General features: G+C 46.1%; 17 protein-coding genes and 4 pseudogenes. 13 read left to right on the top strand and 8 right to left on the bottom strand.

Features of this window, described 5'->3' with window-relative positions; genetic code table 11:
• The 11 genes from rfbB to DPEP_RS04015 all read left to right on the top strand — a co-directional run bounded on the left by rfbB (position 1) and on the right by DPEP_RS04015 (position 11,064).
• Complete coding sequence (gene rfbB / locus DPEP_RS04065) at positions 1–1,056, top strand: dTDP-glucose 4,6-dehydratase (RefSeq protein ID WP_005659826.1); 1,056 nt, start codon at positions 1–3, stop codon at positions 1,054–1,056.
• On the top strand, positions 1,053–1,922 hold the full coding sequence (gene rfbA, locus DPEP_RS04060) for a glucose-1-phosphate thymidylyltransferase RfbA (protein ID WP_005659824.1): 870 nt from the start codon (positions 1,053–1,055) through the stop codon (positions 1,920–1,922). The genes rfbB and rfbA overlap by 4 nt, the downstream gene beginning before the upstream one ends.
• Before the next feature lie 6 nt (positions 1,923–1,928).
• On the top strand, positions 1,929–3,059 hold the full coding sequence (gene rffA, locus DPEP_RS04055) for a dTDP-4-amino-4,6-dideoxygalactose transaminase (RefSeq protein ID WP_005659821.1): 1,131 nt from the start codon (positions 1,929–1,931) through the stop codon (positions 3,057–3,059).
• Between the two features lie 14 nt (positions 3,060–3,073).
• Positions 3,074–3,814: a hypothetical protein gene (locus DPEP_RS04050; RefSeq protein ID WP_005659819.1), complete on the top strand. Its 741-nt coding sequence runs from the start codon at positions 3,074–3,076 to the stop codon at positions 3,812–3,814.
• Positions 3,815–4,034: 220 nt separating this feature from the next.
• A complete protein-coding gene (locus DPEP_RS04045; RefSeq protein WP_083797512.1) occupies positions 4,035–5,414 on the top strand; it encodes an oligosaccharide flippase family protein in 1,380 nt (459 codons plus the stop codon).
• Positions 5,415–5,577: 163 nt separating this feature from the next.
• Positions 5,578–6,573: a ketoacyl-ACP synthase III gene (locus tag DPEP_RS04040; protein WP_005659815.1), complete on the top strand. Its 996-nt coding sequence runs from the start codon at positions 5,578–5,580 to the stop codon at positions 6,571–6,573.
• Positions 6,574–6,606: 33 nt separating this feature from the next.
• A complete protein-coding gene (locus tag DPEP_RS04035; protein ID WP_005659813.1) occupies positions 6,607–6,831 on the top strand; it encodes an acyl carrier protein in 225 nt (74 codons plus the stop codon).
• Between the two features lie 11 nt (positions 6,832–6,842).
• Positions 6,843–7,601: an SDR family NAD(P)-dependent oxidoreductase gene (locus tag DPEP_RS04030; RefSeq protein WP_005659811.1), complete on the top strand. Its 759-nt coding sequence runs from the start codon at positions 6,843–6,845 to the stop codon at positions 7,599–7,601.
• Entirely contained in the window at positions 7,576–8,475 is a 900-nt protein-coding gene (locus tag DPEP_RS04025; RefSeq protein ID WP_083797511.1) for an AAC(3) family N-acetyltransferase, read from the top strand. The genes DPEP_RS04030 and DPEP_RS04025 overlap by 26 nt, the downstream gene beginning before the upstream one ends.
• A gap of 33 nt (positions 8,476–8,508) precedes the next feature.
• On the top strand, positions 8,509–9,903 hold the full coding sequence (locus DPEP_RS04020; protein WP_005659808.1) for a polysaccharide deacetylase family protein: 1,395 nt from the start codon (positions 8,509–8,511) through the stop codon (positions 9,901–9,903).
• Positions 9,904–9,912: 9 nt separating this feature from the next.
• Entirely contained in the window at positions 9,913–11,064 is a 1,152-nt protein-coding gene (locus DPEP_RS04015; protein WP_005659807.1) for a glycosyltransferase family protein, read from the top strand.
• A 108-nt stretch (positions 11,065–11,172) separates the two neighbouring features.
• Here the strand turns inward: DPEP_RS04015 and DPEP_RS04010 are convergent.
• Positions 11,173–12,007, bottom strand: a pseudogene (locus DPEP_RS04010) (IS256 family transposase); the annotation flags it as partial.
• A gap of 340 nt (positions 12,008–12,347) precedes the next feature.
• Between DPEP_RS04010 and DPEP_RS04005 the strand changes: the two are divergent.
• Positions 12,348–12,836, top strand: a pseudogene (locus DPEP_RS04005) (transposase); the annotation flags it as partial.
• 130 nt (positions 12,837–12,966) lie between these two features.
• Here the strand turns inward: DPEP_RS04005 and DPEP_RS13015 are convergent.
• The 5 genes and pseudogenes from DPEP_RS13015 to DPEP_RS13375 form a co-directional block, all read right to left on the bottom strand.
• Positions 12,967–13,497, bottom strand: a pseudogene (locus tag DPEP_RS13015) (transposase); the annotation flags it as partial.
• 47 nt (positions 13,498–13,544) lie between these two features.
• Positions 13,545–14,111, bottom strand: coding sequence for an IS3 family transposase (locus tag DPEP_RS13215; protein WP_005659803.1), 567 nt, complete (start codon positions 14,109–14,111; stop codon positions 13,545–13,547).
• Positions 14,108–14,605 carry a transposase gene (locus DPEP_RS13210; RefSeq protein ID WP_005659802.1) on the bottom strand — a complete coding sequence of 166 codons (498 nt, stop codon included), beginning with the start codon at positions 14,603–14,605 and terminating at the stop codon, positions 14,108–14,110. The genes DPEP_RS13215 and DPEP_RS13210 overlap by 4 nt, the downstream gene beginning before the upstream one ends.
• Positions 14,606–14,630: 25 nt before the next feature.
• Entirely contained in the window at positions 14,631–14,903 is a 273-nt protein-coding gene (locus DPEP_RS03985) for a hypothetical protein (protein WP_156775069.1), read from the bottom strand.
• 172 nt (positions 14,904–15,075) lie between these two features.
• Positions 15,076–15,648, bottom strand: coding sequence for an O-antigen ligase family protein (locus DPEP_RS13375; protein WP_198003027.1), 573 nt, complete (start codon positions 15,646–15,648; stop codon positions 15,076–15,078).
• A 256-nt stretch (positions 15,649–15,904) separates the two neighbouring features.
• Between DPEP_RS13375 and DPEP_RS13370 the strand changes: the two genes are divergently transcribed.
• Positions 15,905–16,258 carry a hypothetical protein gene (locus DPEP_RS13370; protein ID WP_040382377.1) on the top strand — a complete coding sequence of 118 codons (354 nt, stop codon included), beginning with the start codon at positions 15,905–15,907 and terminating at the stop codon, positions 16,256–16,258.
• A 181-nt stretch (positions 16,259–16,439) separates the two neighbouring features.
• Here DPEP_RS13370 and DPEP_RS13000 read toward each other — a convergent pair.
• Together DPEP_RS13000 and DPEP_RS03960 are read right to left on the bottom strand one after the other, a co-directional pair.
• Positions 16,440–17,418 (bottom strand): annotated as a pseudogene (locus DPEP_RS13000) (IS3 family transposase).
• 135 nt (positions 17,419–17,553) lie between these two features.
• Complete coding sequence (locus tag DPEP_RS03960; protein ID WP_005659792.1) at positions 17,554–18,690, bottom strand: glycosyltransferase; 1,137 nt, start codon at positions 18,688–18,690, stop codon at positions 17,554–17,556.
• Between the last annotated feature and the right edge of the window lie 22 nt (positions 18,691–18,712).

Here is an 18,712-nt window from a genome sequence, read left to right as displayed (position 1 = left end):
ATGAACTACCTAATCACAGGCGGAGCCGGATTTATAGGAAGTAACCTGGTCCACCTGCTGGTGGAACAGGGACATAACGTAACGGTGCTAGATTTTCTGACCTACGCAGGAAACCTGTATTCTCTTGCGGATCTTGAGGGCAAGGATAACTACTTTTTCATAAAAGGCGACATAGGCGATGGTCCTCTGGTATCCCATATCCTCACCGACAGAGGGATTCATGGCATATTCAACCTGGCGGCTGAAAGCCACGTGGACCGTTCTATCGATGGACCGGCGGAGTTCATAAAGACCAACGTGATGGGAACTTTCGTCCTGCTGGAAGCGGTACGGGCCTACTGGAACGGACTCTCTACAGAGGATAAAGGGGCCTTTAGGTTCCTCCACGTCTCTACCGACGAGGTCTATGGCTCCTTAGGGGACAGCGGCCTATTCACCGAGACCACCGCCTATGCCCCTAACTCGCCTTACTCGGCGTCCAAGGCATCGTCGGATCACTTGGTCAGGGCCTACCACCACACCTACGGCCTGCCTACCGTCACAACCAATTGCTCAAACAACTATGGCCCCTACCAGTTTCCGGAAAAGCTCATCCCCCTGGTGATCCACAACGCCCTGGCGGGAAAGGACCTGCCTATATACGGAGACGGCTCAAACATCAGGGACTGGCTCTACGTCATGGACCACTGCAAAGCCCTGGCCGCCGCCATGGGAAAAGGCATTCCGGGGGAGACCTACAACGTGGGCGGCAACAGCGAAAGGACCAACCTACAGATAGTCCACACCCTGTGCGACCTCCTGGACTCAAAAAGACCCAAAGCCGACGGAAGCTACAGGGATCAGATAACCTTCGTAAAGGACAGGCCCGGCCACGATAAACGGTACGCCATAGACGCCTCCAAGATAAAAGAGCAGCTGGGCTGGACCCCGGAGGAGACCTTCAACACCGGCATGGAGAAAACCGTCAACTGGTATCTGAACAACCAGGACTGGGTTAACAGGGTCACCGACGGCTCCTACAGGATGGAACGGCTGGGATTGGGGGATGAAAAATGAAAGGCATAGTGCTGGCAGGAGGAAGCGGAACCAGGCTTTTCCCCATAACCCAGGCCGTATCCAAGCAACTGCTCCCTATATACGACAAACCGATGATTTACTATCCCATAAGCGTCCTTATGCTCGCAGGGATAAGGGAGATCCTGATTATCACAACGCCCCACGAACAGGAGGCCTTCAAAAGGCTTCTAGGGGACGGATCTCAGTTTGGAGTATCCTTTTCCTACGTAGCTCAGCCATCTCCAGACGGCCTTGCACAGGCTTTTATCCTTGGAGAGGATTTTATAGGAGACGATTCGGTGTGTCTCATTTTAGGAGACAACATATTCTACGGACAGGGATTCTCCCCTAAACTTAAAGAGGCTGCCGCCATCGAAAATGGGGCGGTTGTCTTTGGTTATCAGGTCAAAGACCCTGAGAGATATGGCGTTGTCGCCTTCGATGAGAGTCGAAACGTAACCTCCCTGGAGGAAAAACCTGCAAACCCTAAAAGCAACCTAGCGGTGACAGGGCTTTACTTCTACGACAACGACGTCATTTCCATAGCCAAGAGCATAAAGCCCAGCGCAAGGGGAGAACTAGAGATAACCGACGTCAACAGGGAGTATCTGAAAAGGGGAGATCTCAGGGTAGAGGTTCTGGGCAGAGGCTTCGCTTGGCTCGACACTGGAACCCATGAAAGTCTCATAGACGCGGCCCAGTTCGTCCAGACTGTCCAGCAACGCCAGGGATACCAGATAGCCTGTCTTGAGGAGATCTCGTACCTTAACGGATGGATAGGTAGGGCACAGTTGCTGGAGAGAGCCGACCTGTTATCCAAGACATCCTACGGACGCTACCTGAAAGACACAGCGGGAAAGGAGTGATTCCAATTGACTATACCATTCAACAAGCCCTACACTACCGGTAAAGAACTGGGTTACATCCAACAGGTAATAGAAAGCGAACGCTTTGCGGGCAACGGAACTTTCTCCAAAAAATGTGCGAAATGGCTGGAGGAAAAGACCGGCTGCCTTAAGGCCATTCTGACCCCCTCTGGAACTGCTGCTCTAGAGATGATGATGATTCTGGCTGACATAGGCCCTGGGGATGAGGTTATCATGCCCTCATTCACCTTTAGCTCCACCGCCAACGCCGTGGTCCTGAGGGGAGCAACTCCGGTGTTCGTTGACATTCGCCCTGATACACTGAACATAGACGAGACTCTAATTGAGTCGGCCATAACTCCGAGGACAAAGGCCATAGCTCCGGTCCACTATGCAGGGGTTGGTTGCGAGATGGACGTTATCTTAGAGATCGCCGAAAGACACGGACTTCTGGTTTTAGAGGACGCCGCTCAGGGAATTCTGGCTTCCTATAAAAATCGCCCACTTGGATCGATAGGCCAGATGGGAGCCTTGAGCTTTCACGAGACCAAAAACATCCACTGCGGAGAAGGGGGAGCCTTGCTTATAAACGACCCCGCCTTCATCGAAAGAGCGGAAATAGTGATGGAAAAGGGAACCGATAGGAGCAAATTCTTCCGTGGCGAAATAGACAAATACACCTGGGTAGACCTGGGGTCTTCGTACCTTATAAACGAGATGACTGCAGCTTTTCTCTGGGCTCAGTTAGAGGATGCAGAGGATATTATCTCTAAAAGGATCTATATATGGAACACTTATCACTCGGAACTTGAAATCCTAGAAGCAAAGGGCAAACTAAAACGGCCAACCATACCCGATGAATGCCAGCATAACGGACATATTTATTATATAGTTCTTGAAAACCAGGAAGCCCGAAACAGCCTTATGGATCGACTGAGGGAACAGGGCATCCATTCGGTGTTTCACTACATACCGCTGGATTCCGCCGAAGCTGGGAGAAAGTTCAGTAAATCGGTCCCTAGCGAATTGCCGCTCTCCGATCAGATATCAGGAAAAGCTCTTAGGTTGCCAATGTCTCCAGGAATACCTTTTGAACGGGTTTGTGTCGAACTTTATCGCTCTATTCGACAAGTTTAGGGAGGAGATATTAGTTGAAAATAATAGATGCTGTCTGGGAGAAGAGAAATCTAGGAATTGAAACAATAGAGATAGAAATGGGCAAGGACGATGTTTCAGATAAACAAAATTCTCTGGCAAGAATAAAGGACATCTGTTCCGACGATAGACTAGTTTACATAAAAGTGCCTGTTGGCAATCTAGAACTAGTTCACAGCTTAGAGGAGTTAGGGGCAAGATTTTTAGAGTGTCAGATAAAAGTTTCTCTAAAATTATCTGGCTACCAGTTCCCTAATGACATTAAAGGTTTCCTTCAGCTTACAGGCGTTAAGCCAATAGAAAAAAAGCAAGAAAATTTATTGACCTTGCAAGATAGAATTACCCCTGGAATGTTCTCCACTGATAGAGTTTGTCTTGATCCTATGTGGGGAGCGAATGGAATGAGTTTATCCGCTATTAGATACAAAAACTGGATATCGGACATCTTTTTTGACGAGAACATAGTACCCTACGAATTCTCTGTCTCAAACGAAACAGTAGGATTTGGTGTCGCAAGAAAAATTGGAGATAACGCTGATTTATTATTAGGAGGTGTTTTTGGAGATATAAATGATCCGATTGCCCCACTCTCGTTTATGTCAGCTCCAATTACTCTTTTTAGTAATTTGAGCCATCTAAAAAGCAATATATCCTCAAACAATGTTAGCGTGGTAAAGATGTATTGTAATTTCGGTTATTTATTAAAGCCTATTTTTTATGTTTTTAGGTTTAATTAACGGGCTGGTGTTAGTTAAAATATGAAATAATTAAGAATAGCTAGATTAGTTGAAGAAAGCAGTTTTGAACGAAATATCCGCAACTTCAAAGCGAAGCTTAAAATATTGGGCTGCTTCCGAACCCTGGAAGGGGCTGACAACTATGCCAAAATAATGTCATTTCTCATTATGGCGAAGAAGAACTCGATCAACATCTTCGAGGCCATGTCTATGGCTATAGATGGTCAGATTCTCTTCCTGGATGGGGCGACTGAATAGTTACCAAAGTTTGATTTTATCTAGGGGTGTCTACTTGCCTTTGAAAAAAACAATTTTCGTGTTTGCTGGTTTTTTAGTTGGGCCTGCTATATCTGCGTTGCTCTCTTTTATAATTGTCCCTATCACGACGTGGATGGTGGCACCGGAGGAGTTCGGGCGGATGTCCATGTACACGGTGGTTATGTCCCTGGGGGGCCTGATTTCCTATGCGGGGCTCGACCAGGCATTCGTTCGTGAATATTCCTGTTCTCAAGATAAAACATCGCTTTTTCGAAGGTGTATAGCGATTCCTCTGGTGTTGGTTTCTCTCTTTTCCACCGTTTTTATGCTTGGTTACTCCTATTTTTCTACCTTGCTCTGGGGAAGTCCCACTCTTTTAGGTTCCTCCTTGCTCTGTCTCGGCTTTATCTTCTCGGTTTTTGACAGGTTTGCGAGTCTGGTCATAAGAATGCAGGAAAGGGCTTGGACCTATTCCTCTATCCTCATTTTTAGACAGGCCCTGCGGTTAGGGTTTACTCTGATCTTTTTGAAGTTGTTCTCTCGAGGGTACATAACCCTGATATCTGCCTCCGTCTTGTCCATCGCGTTATCCTCTGCCGCGGGGATTTTCCTTTCTAGAAATTATTGGTTTTCTCCCTGGAGGAGTGTTTTCAACGGGGCTGCTCTGAAGCCTCTTTTACGGTTCGGTCTTCCTCTAGTTCCGGCATCCATAATGATGTGGGTTTTAAACGGCATGGACAAGATCGCCTTAAGGCACTGGGGCACGTTTCAGGATCTGGGTGTATATAGTGCCGGGTTCAAGATCGTAGGTGTCCTCAGCATAGTGAATATGGCTTTTTCTACCTTTTGGGCTCCTGTGTCCTACAGATGGTTCGAATCGGGTGTTTCCGTAGATAGGTTTGATAAAGTGGCAAAATATCTCGCCTTATCACTGACGGTATTGGCCATCTCTCTAACTATAGCCAGAAACTTAATAGTCCTTTTGCTCGGGCCAGAATATCGTGCAGCATCCGACCTAGTCCCTTTTCTGATGTTCGTGCCCATCATGTATCTTCTGTCCGAGGTTACCGGAATAGGGATAGGTTTCTCAAGGCGATCGGAGTTTCACCTTCTGGCCTCCGGCGTCGCGGCTTTATCCAACCTAATAGGTAACTGGATCCTCGTTCCACTCTACGGGGCAATGGGAGCCTCCGTAGCCACGGCGATATCCTATATTATCTTCATGGTCCTTAAGAGCGTGATAGGCAGTCTGCTTTGGAGAAAAAATCTAGGTCAGCCGTTTGTGTATCTTATGGTATTGATTATGATAGGAGCTAGCTTTTGGGTATATCTAGGACAATAAAAAATCTGTTCCTCAGTATGCAAGGTGCTATAGGTGCTAAATAGCTTGCTGTTTATAAGTTAAGTATCACTATGTGTCAGGATATATATAGAAGTAAGAGCCGCGTCGAGTTTTTAAGTTCTTAATTTGTATAATATTAAAAAGTAGATTCTGGAGGTCAATCATGATTTTTTCTTGCTTTTGCCCCGAAATCCTTCTTGACAACGCAGACCTAGAAAAAGCTTACTCCGATCCCAAATGGACGGCAAAGAAGATCCTCCGTAAAACCGGCATCTCCTCCCGTTCCATATCGGGAGACATGCTCGTATCCGACATGGCGGTGAAAGCCGCAGAAGGACTTTTCGAGGAAAACGGAATAGACAGATCCACAGTGAACTTTCTTCTTCTCTGCACCCAGAGTCCGGACTACTATCTTCCTTCCACTGCCTGTATAGTTCAGGATAGGTTGGGATTACCAACCACGTCGGGGGCCTTGGACTTCAATCTGGGATGCTCCGGTTTCGTATACGGTTTATCTCTTGCCAAAGGACTCCTATCGGGAGGAATAGCCGAAAACGTCCTCTTGATAACCTCCGAAGCATACACCAAGCACATCCATCCAATGGACAGAAGCACCAGGACCATATTCGGAGACGGAGCGGCTGCCGTCCTTATATCCCGAGAAGATCTGCCGAACATAGGCGACTTCGTCTTGGGGACCGATGGAAGCGGTTACAAAAACCTCATAGTTCCGTCCGGGGGAATGGCCATTCCCAGATCGGAGGAAACGGCAAAAGAGCAGACGGACGAAAGCGGCAACATTCGATCCCAAGACAACCTCTACATGAACGGACCGGAAATTTTCTCCTTTACCCTGAGAACCGTCCCTGACATGATCCATCGAGTGCTGGAGAAAAACGGCCTGAAACAGGAAGACGTAGACCACTTCGTATTCCACCAGGCCAACCGTTTTATACTGGAAAGCCTGAGAGACAAACTATCCATCCCGGAGGAAAAATTCGTCATAGACGTGGAGGAAACGGGAAACACAGTCAGTCCGACCATACCTATAGCGATAAAACGGGCCATGGAAAAAGGCCGTATAAAAAAAGGGGAGAAAATCCTCATCGCCGGTTTTGGGGTAGGATACTCCTGGGGAGCCACAATACTTCAACTGTAACCCTAAAACGGACAACTGGAAGGAGAAACGAAAATGGACCTCAAAGACAAAATAAAACTCATAGCGGAAGCCCTGGATACCGACGAAGAACTGAGACCGGAGACCATACTTGAAAACCTGGACGAATGGGACTCGATGGGAACCATAGCGATCATCGCCATGCTGGACCGTCTATTCGACGTAAGGCTCACCGCCGAACAGCTGGTGGACGTTAAAACCGTCTCCGACATACTGGCCTTCATGACGGAGAAAGAATAACCCCCTACGCCATGAAACTAGAGGGAAAGAGAATCCTGATAACAGGTGGATCCTCCGGAATAGGAGCAGCCACCGCGGTGGAAGTATCGAAACTCGGCGCCTCCTGTATCCTCGTCGCCAGAGACGAGTCCAAACTGGAAAAAATAAGGGAAACTCTGCACGGAGAGGGACATCAAATATACCCCTTCGACCTCCTGAAACTGAAGGAAATATCGGCTCTGATCGAGCGGATAACCTCCGAATCGGGCCCCCTCTATGGTTTGATCCACTGTGCCGGAATGGACAACACCCAGCCGTTTCGTACCATAACCATAGAGGAACTGGACCTACTGATGGACCTGAACTTTAAATCCTTCTGGTGTCTTGCTCAGGAATTCGTAAAGAAAAAGAACCACGAAAAAGAGGACTCCAGAGTGATCGCCATCGGATCTGTGGCAGCTTTATCCGGCATAGCGGGTAACTCTCTCTATGCCGCCTCCAAAGGAGCCCTGGTTTCCCTGACTAAAAGTCTGGCAGCCGAGTATGCAGCCAAAAACATACGCTTCAATTGCATATGTCCCGGATACGTCCAGACTCCGATGCTGGAAAGGGCAAAACGGCTCTATCCCGATGAAAGCTCTTTTGAGAACGGTATAGTGAAAAAACATCCCTTGGGACTAGGTCTACCTGAGGACGTCGCCAAAGCGGTCGCTTTTTTTGTAGGTGAAGGTGGCCGGTGGGCTACTGGATCGACGTTGGTGATTGATGGAGGATATTCTTATGCTAAATAACCTCCGTCCGCTGTTAAAAAAATCTTCCATTATTTATGGAATAGTGTCGAAACTGAGAAAAAAGAGGAAGTCCTTTTTACGAAGAACTCTTAAAATAAAAAAGGCAGCAGCCATTGAAAAATTTGGTTTTTTTAATAAAAAAGATCTTTATTTTCATTGTAGAGAAAACGGCATAGCTCCCGGAAATATATTGATGGTCCATTGCTCTTTAGAGGGGATGCTGACTTATGGAGGCTCGGTTGCCGAGCTTATGGAGGTTCTTTTTGATCTTGTTGGATCTAAAGGTACCTTGTTGATGCCGGGATTATCCACGAACATGTCTTCCATTCCTCCAAGGGATTTTGATGTGTTAAGGGAGATGACCTATACGGGGATAATTCCGGAGATATTTCGTAATACCTCTGGTGTTATACGTAGCCTGCATCCTAGACACTCCATGTGTGGGTTTGGCCCTATGGCGGAAGAGATACTTGAAGGGCACGAAAACTGTGTTTATGCGGATGGTCTGGGTTCTCCCTGGGATCGGTTGAGACTTTTCAAGGCTAAGGGGATTAATTTAGGGTTAATGCCGGGAAAGTCTTTGACTTTTCATCATTGGGTTGAAGATATTGACCCAGAAGGATATCCTCTTGCGGTTCACGAAGGTCCCTTTGAGTGCGTGTTGATAAATAAAAATGGCAATAAAATAAAAAAGTCTTTTTACCGTAGAAATAATAAGTATAAATCTAGAGAACTTTGGTTTGGAAAAAAGCTCAGCTCCTCAGCAGTTAAATTGACAATGCTTAAAGGTAGCCCGATTTCTTTTTACGATTATGAGGCCCTTGCAGAAGACTTGATTCAATTAAGAGACAAAGGGATCGTTTTATGTAAATAAGCTTGGCGAAGGGGTTTTCTGGGAGGTGTTGTTGTGAGTCTCTTGTTTAATACTACCAATGCAGGTATAAACGAATCTCTTTACGTAATGGATTTGCTTTTAAACGACTTCCTTGGGCTATCCATGACTGTCTCGGGTCTAAACTCTCCTTATGTCCGTATATCGGTTGGCGGTGACGATTCAAGGGCGCTCTTGGTGAAAAATATCCTGGAGCCATGGAATGGCGGTGAAGCTATCCCTTGGGAGGCTTTTGAACTACGCTGTCTCCCTATGGAATTCTGTGGGGTTATACCAAAACCGGAGGAGAAAAACCTTCCGGTCTTGACTGTGAAGGGGTCTTCAGAGAGATGTTCTATAACCAGAGATGGCGATATCATCACCCTGGACTTCGATCTTTTTACCACCGCTTTTTATATCCTTTCCCGAGTGGAGGAAAGCGTAAACCCTGAAAGGGACTCCCACGATCGCTTTCCAGCTTCGGCGTCTCACGCCCTTAAAAATGGCTATCTTCACCGTCCTGTAGTGAACGAGATGGTAGAGATTCTCTGTGGGTGTTTGAAGGTCCTATGGCCTGGTCTGGAGCGAAAAAAGAGGGAATTTCAGATAAAGCTTACTCACGATGTAGACTCACCCTTTGAAGTTCTTTTTTCTTCTGTTGGAAGGGTTATAAAATCCATGGGAGGAGATGTTATAAAAAGGCGGGATGTCTCAAGGGCCTTATCTAGAGGCCTGAGTTGGTTCAGGTTGAGGTTCAGGGGAGATGTTCGGTTGGATTCCGCCTATTCTTTTGATCTCATAATGGATATAGGAGAGCAACATGGCATAGTGGACGATTTTTACTTTATTCCTTTGAACACCAGCCCTTTTGACGGTAATTACAAAATGACCGACACCCCTATACTGAACCTTATGAAGCATATCAAAAACAGGGGGCATAACGTAGGTTTTCACGGTAGCTATGAGACCTATAAAGACCCCGAGAGGGTTAAAAAAGAGGTTCGTGTCCTAAAAGAGGCTGCATCATCGATAGGCATAGAGCAGCAAGTCTGGGGAGGGCGACAGCATTATTTGAGATGGGAGGCCCCTACCACTTGGAGGGCTTACTCCGAGGCTGGATTGAACTATGATACCACCCTCTCCTTTGCCGATCATTCTGGCTTTAGATGTGGAACTTGCTATCCATATCAGGTTTTCGACTTCAAGACCAGGAAAGCCCTTGATTTATGGGAATATCCTCTGATAGTCATGGAATGTACCGTCTTGGCGAAAAAATATATGAATCTCCCGATCGATAAGGCCTACGACTATATATCCTGCCTTAAGAAAGCCTGTCTAAATTATGATGGTGTGTTTACTATGTTATGGCACAACGATCACCTTTGTTCTAATAAAATGATTGATTTATACAGAAAAATATTAGAAGAATAGAGGGTTAATATGAAAAAAATTTTAATCATGTGTCTTGGTGATATTAGATTTTATGCCAGATTCAGAAGGATGTCTCAACTATTAATGGAGTATGATTCCTTTGATTTGTCTTTAGCTGCTTTTATTGGAGATATGGATGGGGTTGAATTTTTTAAAATAAAAAGAATTAAAAATACTTTCTTTTTTAAACTTTATCGACGAATATTGGGATTGGCTATATCTATTTCTCCTTTTGAGTCTTTACGAATTTTACTTGAGAGTTGCCGTTTTGGATTATTAGGGCTTAAGGACCAGTTAGGCGCATCTTCTTTCGATCTGATTATTATAGAAAACCTAGAACTGTTGCCCTTGGCTTTTAAAATTAAAAAAGATGCACGAATCCTCTTTGATGCAAGAGAGTATTATCCTAAACAAAATGAGGAAAGTTTTTGGTTTAATTTTGTAGAGAAGCCCAGGCGTATTCAGCTTTGTCGAAATTATATGGCTAGGAGCGACGTTGTTGTGACCGTTTCGGAAGGTTTGAGGGAGGCATTTAAGGAAGAGTTTGGTATCTCTTCCGTCCTTTATAGAAGCACTCCTTCTTACGTGGATATGCCTGTCAGGCTCACGGATAAAGATCACATAAAGATGGTCTACCATGGGGCGGCCAATAGGAATCGTCAGCTTGAAAATCTGATCGAGATCTTGGGATTATTGGATAGTCGTTTCTCCTTGGATTTTTTCCTGGTGGGAAGCCCTGGATATCAGTCTGAGCTAAAGAAACTGGCTTCCAATGATTCTAGAATTCGATTTATGAAGCCTGTAATTTTCGATGCGATAATTCCCACAATAAGTAAATATGACATAGGTTTTTTTTATTACGAATCTGATGGTTTTAACGTAATGCACTGTCTTCCTAATAAATTTTTTGAATATATTCAGGCCAGGGTTATGGTAGCCATAGGTCCCTCGCCTGACATGGCCCAATTGGTAAAAAAATACGGTTGTGGTGTAGTGTCGGAAGCTTTTTCGGTTGAGTCTATGGCAAAGGCTCTTAACAGTCTTTCTGTCGAGGATATAGATAGGGCTAAGAGATGTAGCGACATTGCAGCGAGAGAGCTTTGTTTCGAGGAAGAAAGCAAGGTCATGAAGGGTATAATCCAAAATCTGATTGGCGAATGATGCTATAATTTTGATAGTTGATTGTGGAGTTGGCGGTACTGTCCAGTATGTTTTGCACATTAATATTTGAGTCAGCAGGCCCATATAGGGCTATGTTCGGTTTTTATTGGTGGAAGCTACATGCCGGACTCTGGCGGATACCAGCATCAGGGCCGATTCCCCGTCGGGGAAGTTGCCTACGACCTTTGTCCTTCGACGGATCTTTCGGTTCAGTCGTTCCAGCGAATTGTTGGTTCTGAGCCGCTTCCAGTGCTTCGAGGGAAAATGGAAGTAGCTCAGGGTCTCCTCGTAGCCTTCCTGGACGATCTTGGCGGCTTACTTCTCGTGCCTTCCCTTTCGGGACGGCACTGTAGACGTTGCGGTAGAAATGAACTATACAACGTTGCCATAGAGCTTCAGGGAAGAAATGGGGTAGGGTTTCCAAGAGCCCCATGCTTTTATCGGAGGTGACGAGACGGACCCCTTTTAGGCCTCTTTCTTTAAGATGCCTCAGGAAGGATGACCAGCTTTCCTTATCCTCCCGGCTGCCTTCGCATACGCCCAGAACCTCTCTATAGCCCATCTGGTTGACCCCTATGGCTATAAGTACTGAGACGTTATGGATCTCGCCGCCCCAGCTCTTTTTGAGCCAGATACCGTCAAGAAACACGTAGGGATGCTCACCCTTGATAGGACGGTTTCTCCAGTCGTCGATTCTGCCGTAAATCTTCTTGTTCAGATCGCTTACGTTAGATGGACTTATCCGGGTTCCCCATAGGGCCTCGGTGATGTCCTCGACCCTGCGGACCGAGACTCCGGCCAGATACATCTCCACCAGAGCCTCTTCCACCGAGCTCTCACGGCGACGGTAACGTTCGATGATCGCAGTCTCGAAGGGCAGTTTACGGAGCTTCGGAACCTTCAGCTGCACCTCACCGGCTTTGGTCTGAAACTTCCTGCGGTAGGGTGTCCAGACGGTCTAGGGATGGGAACGGATCTCCTGTTCGTCGATCCTTATGATCTTGGATTCACCCTTTGTCTTCCCGGTGTTATCTGTGGTATCGTACATTTGCGGTAGCCCTCCCTCGGGACGATATGTTTTTGGCTTTGGTCACCTAAAACATAACCCTTGTGGGGGGCTACTGCCAAGTTTTACCTCAAGTAAATGTGCGAAAGATATTGTACGTTATCTAGTGAAGGTCCCGATTCAGAGGAACAAACAGGATGAAAACCGCAAGATCAAGGACGGAGAACCACCGGAGGACTGACCCGACAACAAGAGACTTCAAAAAGACACCGATGCCAGGTGGACGAAGAAAAACGGCAAAAGCTCCTTCGGCTACAAGAACCACATAGAGATTGACTCTCAGAACAAGATCATCCGTAAATACAGCGTAACCGAGGCATCGGTCCACGACAGCAACGTATTCGAGGAACTCATCGATCCCAGTAACAGCAGCAAGGACGTCTATGCCGACTCAGCTTATAGGAGCCATGAGAAAATCTCCTGGCTTGAAGAACAAGGCTACAGACCGAAGATCCAACGAAAAGGATACAGAGGCAAACCCATCACGTGGTGGGAAAAACAGGGTAACAGAACGAGATCCAAAGTCCGAAGCCGGGTGGAGCACGTATTCGGAGCCCAAGCCATGAAGGCCGGTAACCTAATCGTTCGAGCTATCGGGAAAGCCAGGGCCTCAACCACCATAGGACTGAGAAACCTGGCCTATAACATCGTTCGATTCTCGTTCCTGATGATGAAGTCAGGGGCGATGTTTGTCGTGCCCAAATGACGGCAAAAGCCGAGTTGTTCAGGTCACCGGAGCGACAATAGAGAATCATCTTAACGCTGATTTAGCCTAATTTGTCGCTGTTTCTGGTCTGTGGCTTTTTTGTCTGCTCAGACCGCTAAATATGGGGTTGCTAGAGGTGCCCTTCTTGCTCTAGTATCTGTTCTCTGAGATGTTCCATGTTCATGTAGGCTCTCTTACCCCACTGGGTGGAAGCTACATGCCGGACTCTGGCGGATACCAGCATCAGGGCCAATTCCCCGTCGGGGAAGTTGCCTACGACCTTTGTCCTTCGACGGATCTCTCGGTTCAGTCGTTCCAGCGAATTGTTGGTTCTGAGCCGCGTCCAGTGTTCCGAGGGAAAATGGAAGTAGCTCAGGGTTTCCTCGTACCCTTCCTGAACGATTTTGGCGGCTTTCTGAAGTTTCATGGCCTTCAGCTTTTCGACCACGGCTTCAGCTTTTTCTCTGGCTGCTTTCAGGTCTTCCTGGTTGTGTATCGCCTTCAGCATCGGGCTTACTTCTCGTGCCTTCCCTTTCGGGACGGCACTGTAGACGTTGCGGTAAAAGTGAACTATGCAACGTTGCCATAGAGCTTAAGGGAAGAAATGAGGCAGGGTTTCCAGGAGTCCCATGCTTTTATCGGAGGTGACGAGACGGACACCCGGAGCCTGTCAAGCGAGAAGTCGCAAAAAGATCGAATTGGAATGCCTCAGTCTCTGCGCTTTTCCCGGGACTCTTTCTCCGGGTTCAGATAGACCGTCTCCTCGATGGAGCAGTTTCTTATCGGTCTGTTTCTCCATCTGTCCGGGTGTTTTCTCTTGGCTTCTTCCAGGGTTTTCTTCCTCTTCGCTAGTATCTCCGGGGCTTTCCCTTTATGCCTCTGCTCCGGTGTCACGTAGTTTAAGGCGCTGTGACGGTGGGTATGGTTATACCAGGACACGAACCGGTAGGTCCAGGCTCTCGCGTTCTCTATGTCCTTGAAGCCTCCGCTGGGGAAGGCAGGTCTGTATTTCAGGGTCTTGAAGATCGATTCACTGTAGGGGTTATCGTTGCTTACCCTCGGTCTGCTGTGGGAGAACAGTACTCCCAGTTTTTCCATGGTGGCCCTCAATGTGGCGCTTTTCATTGGGCTTCCGTTGTCGGCGTGCAGGATCAGCGGTTTGTCGGCAAGGCGGATCTTTTCCGACAGGACCGCTTTGGTGACCACCTCCGACGCCAGCTCTCCCGATTCTTCGGCGTAGATCTTCCAGTTACGGCGATCCGAGGCACTGATCATTCGTCCTCTTCGTCCCCCCAGATCGCCTGGGCTTTTTTTCTGAGTACCAGGAGGGCTGCCGCTTCTGCTAAGGCCTTTTCCTTGCGACGAAGTTCTTTTTCGAGGTCCTGACACTTTTTCTTCGACACACGGGCTTCTTGTTGACTCTTATCGTCACCGCTGGTCTGTCCTACTGTGGCCTTGAGACAGGCGTTACGCCATGCCTCGATGTCCTCCGGGTACAGGCCTTTAGCACGACAATATTCGTTACGCTCCGACTCGTTGAGACCGTAGGTTTCCAATACGATTTGGAGCCTATCCTCCCCGTTCCAGCGACTTATCCGCTCTTCATTACCCGGGGCTGCTGCTCCTACGACTTGGGCCTCTTTTTTCCACTTGCGGAGCGTTGTTTTGGTTACTCCCGTTTCATCTGCCAGTTCCGATATCGACCTGTTCTCCGGAGGCAACATCTTGCGAATTGCAGATTCTTTAAACTCCTGGCTGTACCGTATCATCTCTCGCACCTCCAACTCTATTACTCTACCATCTCAAGGAGACGCGACATATATCCTGGCACATAGTGCTTATAACCTGTTCGACGAACAGGCCCTTTTCCCTGCAGTACCGGGCCAGCTCCTCCTCGTTCATGGTATAGGTCTCGTGGACTATGAGAAATTTGTCTCTGGAACTCCAGCTGTCCGGTCTATCTTCTTCGCAGGGAGCTGCCTTACCGGACGCACGGAGCTCTTTTCTCCAGTTGTAGAGGGTGGTCACCGTTATGCCAGTCTCTTTCGATAACTTAGGTATGGACATGTTCTCCGGCGGTATCATTCTCTTTTTGTTCTTTGCTGTACCTAGCCATGTGTCGCACCTCCAGGGGAGTCTCAATCGACTCGCTAAGCTAGTCTATCATGCGACAACTATTGGTGGGGGCTACTGCCAAGTTTTGCCTCAAGTAAATGTGCGAAAGATATTGTACGTTATCTTAACTTTTTACTTTTATACCTCCGATTGTAAAAAAAAGAATGCCCCACATTGGATAAAGAGAAGAGGAAGATATAAATGCTGCTGGTATCATGTATAAAGATCCTCCTAAAAGAATCCCCCAAGAGAAATATAAGTATTGTTTTTTTCTTGTCGTAATGGAAGAAGTAAAAAACAAGAACATTGCGGTAACTCCAATGATCCCTCTTTGTCTAAGTAGCAATAGCCATTCGTTATCGCTAGCTTGTGGTGATTGTGTTTTTAAAGGCCCAACTCCAAGAAGAGGACTTTTTATAAACCAGTCTATATTAAATTCCCAGTAAAGATTTTTTCTTGCGTTCCAGCTGTTGTCTTTGCTTATATTTGCAATTGCCATTATCCTATTCATGTGTTTGAATTCAAATCCTTCTTTCTTTAAAAAAAGGCTTATTGAAATCATTAATGTTAAAATTGCTCCGATAAAGATAAATTTTAGTCTAAGTGTTTTACTAGAAAAATACAATACAGTTGTTATTGCCAGGAGCATTAAAATTGAACTTCTTGAAGCTGTTAAGCACAAAGCAATGAAGCTCAATAAAAAGGAGAACATATAAAAAGGTTTCTTGATGTAGTTAAAAAAGCCGAACAAGCTAGCTGATGCACAAAGAGTTAGCTGGAAACCAAATTCATTGGGATTTGCTACAGTACCTATTGTCCTCGGAAAGGGGGAAGTAAGAAAATTTTTTATATGAATTGAATCGGAAGGCGCCAAGTTTGGTATGTAAACTTGATTTAAGTGGAAAAGGTCAAAAAATTGTTGAAGGGAGATCAGGCTTAGAATAACCCCAAGAATGGTAAAGTTATTTATAGAAAATAATTGCAGGCTATTGTCTCTATCTTTTGACAATAACGAGCAGGCTGTCGTAGAAAAAAACAAAAAAAATAGATTTGACAATAACGATATTTTAAAGTCATTTACTGTAGACTCTCCCCAAAAAAACATTTCATTCAGCAAAGAAAGAAGAGGGGTGGTAATGCATACGCCAAGAAACATAAGAGAAATCGAATTTATTTTTAAGTTTTTGGTGGCTATAAAAAACAAAAAGAAAAGAGATGCTGTTGTAAACCGAATCTTCCATGTCCATGAAAGAGCCGAAGGCATTAGAGAAAAGGTCCATATTATTGTAAAAATAAATATTTTTTGACTGCTATGCTTTGTCATTTAATGACCCCTTCGATTTTCTGGGTTTTATTTGTTCTGTTTCGTGTTTTATCTTTGCTAACCATCCAGTCATTGCTACAAGAAAGAGAATCTGACCATCAAAAAGTATGGTGGACCCCATTGTCAAGACCATTTTTTAGCCTAGATTAGTTTAGGTCAGACTGCTATAGGTCTTCCTCTTCGAAGTAGATCTCCTGCGGTGTCCGGTATCCCAGTGAGGAGTGAAGCCTCTCACTGTTATAGAATGTCAGGTATTTCTGTAAGTCTCGAGATAGATCGGCAACTCGCTCATATTCATTCAGGTACAACCACTCGTATTTGAGCGTCCGCCAGAACCGTTCGACGAAAATATTGTCCAGAGCTCGACCACGACCATCCATGCTTATGTTGATGGACCGTTCCTTCAGAGGCTTCAGAAAGGCCTTGCTGGTGAACTGACAGCCTTGGTCGGTATTGAAGATCTCTGGCCTGCCCATCTCCAGAGCTTTCTTCAAAGCCACGATGCAGAATTCAGCGTCAAGAGTATTGGATAGCTCCCAGGAGAGGATGTAGCGGCTGTACCAGTCGATAACAGCTACGAGATACATGAACCCACAGGTGAGTCTACAGTACGTGATATCCGTACTCCAGACCTGGTTGGGCTTCCCCACCCTGAAGCCAGGCGGTCATTCGCCTGCTACCGTAGGTTGGGACGTCAGTGTACTGTTTATCTATACATTCCATGATCTCCAGGTTCTCTAAACTCTCTCTCCCAAGCGTCGGGGGAGAGTAAAAACTGGAACGGTTCAAACAGAGAAGATCACATTGTCTGCGAACACTGATCTGAGGATGATTCGGTTCCACACAGGCCCGTTTTTCCTCAAGAGTCAACACCTGATTTTTTTTAAGCCAGTCCAGCTCTACCTTGAGCCGACCGATCTCCTGGTAGAGAGGGGCTGTTATGGCGTCGACATCTACAGGGCTTCCCTTACGCTGAAAGATTTCCGGGAGCCCTTGTAGTAACTGTTTTTTCCACTGTCCGATCTGAACTGTGGAGACTCCAAAATCACTGGAGAGCTGCATCAGGGTCTTGTCGCCCTTCAGAGCTGCCAGGGCTACTTTGGTCTTGAATTCCGGTGAACGTCGTTGTCGTTTGGCTGCCATTATGTCCCCCTCTCTTTCTGAGACCTATGATACAGCAGCCTGTTCTTGACCTTAACCCAGCAACTTACTCGGTGGTCCATTTTTCCGGGTCCACTATAGTCGCACCTCCAGGGGAGTCTCTCTCGACTCGCTAAACTAGTCTATCATGCGACACCTATTTTGACAGGTAGGAGAGGCTACTACATTTCTATAAAAATTCAGTAGTTTTTTGCTCTCTGTCTCCCAGTTGTAATTAGTCTGAGTTGCCTTTCTTCCTTTCCGGCCCATGGATGCCGCTTTTTTGGGGTTATCCAATATCCAGTTTATGGCTTTACCGATTTCTTTAGGATTTAAGGGATTTACACATATTCCACACTTTGAGGAGGAGACGATCTTTATCCATAAGGGGAAGGACGATGCCACCACTGGAATTTCGGAAGCCATGTATTCAAATAGTTTTACAGGGAGAGCATCTATATAATTTATTGTTGGTCTTAAAACTACAAGACCAGCTCTAGATAGAGATAGTATCTTTTTTACCTTTTTTCTGTCACAATAGCCAAGTTCGATAACTTTTCTCCACCCGGGAAAAGTCTTGACCAAATCCCTCTCTTTTTGATTTGAAAAACTTCCGGCGAGGAGTAGCTTCCCATTTACGTACTGCATAGCCTGTACCATCTCGAAAATTCCACGTATTGTAGATATTCCACCTACATAGCAAATAAGTCGTTTTTTCTCTGAGGCGTGTTCAATATCTCCCAGCTCTTTTAGTTTAGGGTAATTATTTATGTCGATGCTATGGGTGTTTATTTTGATAAATCTTTTCTTTATAAACGGCGTCGCCGTAACCACTCCGTTCAGCCTCTTCACGTAGTGGTTTTCCACCTTCTCTGTGATAAAAGAAAGAGGCCTGCGTAGCGGCCGGGGAATCCAGCCCTTGCTCAGAATTTGTCGCGGAACGTCCTCATGTGCATCGTATATAACCTTTCCGTGTTTCAGTAGTTTTTTAGAGAACAGCAATAGTTCTGGGTCATGTATATGGTAAAGATCAGCTTTTGTTGCGATGGCTTTATCCACAACTTTTCTTGCGGTCTTTATTATTCTTAGTGATCTGCTTTTTTCTTTCGCACCAGCATCTACGATAGATATACGATTCCTATTTTCATTACCTTTGTTATCGGCAACCACCAGAGAAACTTTGTAGCCATTTTGAGCTAGAGAAGAGCATTCTTTTATGAAAATTCGCGTGTCCTCTCTCGGGTGGACGGAAGTTATGTGGGTTATTTTTTTCAATTTAATGTCTCCTTGGTGGGTT

The sequence above is a fragment of the Dethiosulfovibrio peptidovorans DSM 11002 genome (assembly GCF_000172975.1).
Classification (GTDB): domain Bacteria; phylum Synergistota; class Synergistia; order Synergistales; family Dethiosulfovibrionaceae; genus Dethiosulfovibrio; species Dethiosulfovibrio peptidovorans.
Note: the sequence above shows the minus strand (reverse complement) of the source record. Positions and strands in the feature narration are given on the sequence as shown.